General features: G+C 73.1%; 1 protein-coding gene. It reads left to right on the forward strand.

The features are described 5' to 3' along the window. On the forward strand, positions 1–1,195 hold a 1,195-nt coding region (locus DQW06_RS26655; RefSeq protein WP_255418271.1), incomplete at its 5' end, for a penicillin-binding transpeptidase domain-containing protein. Positions 1,196–1,236: the final 41 nt, after the last annotated feature.

Here is a 1,236-nt window from a genome sequence, read left to right on the forward strand (position 1 = left end):
GGCCGCCGACGGCACCGCCCTGGACGGCACCGTCTCCGGTTCGCTGCAGATGATCGCGGGCTCCCTGGGCGAGGCCACCGCGGAGGACGTCGAGCGGCTGGGCCCGGCCTACAGCGTCGGCGACACCGTGGGCGTCAGCGGCCTCCAGCGCACCTACGAGGAGCGGCTGGCCGGTGAGGCCGCCACGACCATCCTCATGGTCGACGCGACCGCCGCCGAGGACCCCGACTCCCTGGAGGCCACCGAGGAGAACACGGTGGCCACCCTGGACGGCGCCGACGGCGAGGACGTGGTCACCAGCATCGACATGGCCGTGCAGAACGCGGCCTCCAACGCCGTCATCGACTCCGCCGACCCGGCGGGTCTGGTGGCGGTGCGCCCCTCCACCGGCGAGATCCTGGCCGCGGCGAACGTGCCCGGCGGTTTCAACCGGGCCTTCGAGGGCCAGTACCCGCCCGGGTCGTCGTTCAAGATCATCACCTACAGCTCGCTGCTGGACAACGGGATGGGCATGGACGCCGCGATGAACTGCCCCAAGGAGTACGACCTGGGCGGGTGGCCGTTCGTCAACGCGGGCGACGCCGAGTACGGCGCCCAGACGGTGACCGAGGCGTTCGCGACCTCCTGCAACACCGCGCTGGTGGAGCAGGTCGGCGACCGGCTCAGCTCGGACACGCTCCAGGCCAGCGCCGAGCAGTTCGGCATGAACGCGCCGCTGGACATCGGCGTGCCCACGCTCGAACCGTCCTTCCCTCCGGTGGACAGCGCCACCATGCTGGGCGCCCAGAGCATCGGCCAGGGCCAGATCCTCACCTCGCCGCTGCACATGTCCACGGTGCCCGCCGCGGTCGCCGACGGTTCCTGGCGCCACCCGGTCCTGGTGACCGAGCCCGCCCCGGAGGGCCTGCCCGAGCCCCGCGCGATCGCCCAGGCCGAGGCGCTGCGGACGATGATGCGCGCGGTCGTCACCGAGGGCACCGCCGAGGACGTGCCCTTCCAGGGCGAGGTGTACGCCAAGTCGGGTACGGCCGAGTTCGGCACCGCCGAGGACGCCGACGAGGACGGGGAGCTGCCCAGCCACGCCTGGATGGTCGGCTTCAAGGGCGACGTGGCCTTCGCCGTGGTGGTCGAGGGCGGTGGCGGCGGCTCGTCCGTGGCCGGTCCCCTGGCCGCCAGCTTCACCAACGGCCTCTGAGGCCGGATCCGCCGCGACGGCGCGCACCGGCACCGCCGGTG

This window comes from Nocardiopsis sp. TNDT3, from assembly GCF_003427465.1.
Taxonomy (GTDB): domain Bacteria; phylum Actinomycetota; class Actinomycetes; order Streptosporangiales; family Streptosporangiaceae; genus Nocardiopsis; species Nocardiopsis dassonvillei.